Origin of the sequence: Allomesorhizobium camelthorni (genome assembly GCF_011045125.1) — a bacterium.
In the GTDB taxonomy this organism is placed as follows: Bacteria; Pseudomonadota; Alphaproteobacteria; order Rhizobiales; family Rhizobiaceae; genus Allomesorhizobium; species Allomesorhizobium camelthorni.
Window position 1 is genome coordinate 1 of the sequence record NZ_JAAKZF010000320.1, and the last position, 648, is coordinate 648.

The following is a 648-nucleotide window of genomic DNA, read 5'->3' on the forward strand; positions in this document are numbered from 1 at the left end:
CCGTCTTGTGGGGCGGCGACTGCTGGGCTGTTTGGAGCCCCACAGTTCACGCACCCCTGCTTTAGGGCGCTTCTTACGCAGCCAGCAGTACAGACGCAGACCAATATACCAGTCAAGGTTGACGAATACACGTCCTGCACCCACACAGTAGCGGTAGTAGTTCGCCCATCCGCGCAGGATGGGATTGATCTCCCGGAGCTTATCGCCAAGGCCGACGGAGACACTATTGCGTTTCGTCAGTCGCTTGACTTTTCGACGTAGGTTGGCGGCTTTGGCCTTGGGGATTTCGACGCGTGGGCCGTAACCATAGCGCTTATCCCAATGCATGCCGAAGCGGAATCCGAGGAACTCGAACCCTTCCGTCATAGCCGTCACCTTCGTCTTCTCCGGCGACAACTCAAGGCCCATGGTTCGGTACAGGTATTCCGCCAGCGCCGATTTCTCTGCGATAGCATTCTCCTGCGTTCCCGAGACCAGAACTACGAAGTCATCGGCGTAGCGTACGGGTAAGAACACACACCGACCGGCGATTCGATCGGTGTCCCGTGCACTCTTTGCTGCCTTCACCCCATTGCTCTTGCGACGAGCTTGGGTCTTGGTGCGGTGGTAGGTCCACCGTTCGTACCGCTCTTCGATCGCGCTGAGCGC

At 58.3% G+C, this 648-nt stretch carries 1 protein-coding gene; it reads right to left on the reverse strand.

The features are described from left to right. The coding region (locus G6N73_RS36145; RefSeq protein ID WP_281353034.1) for a group II intron maturase-specific domain-containing protein at positions 1-648 on the reverse strand (648 nt) is incomplete at both ends.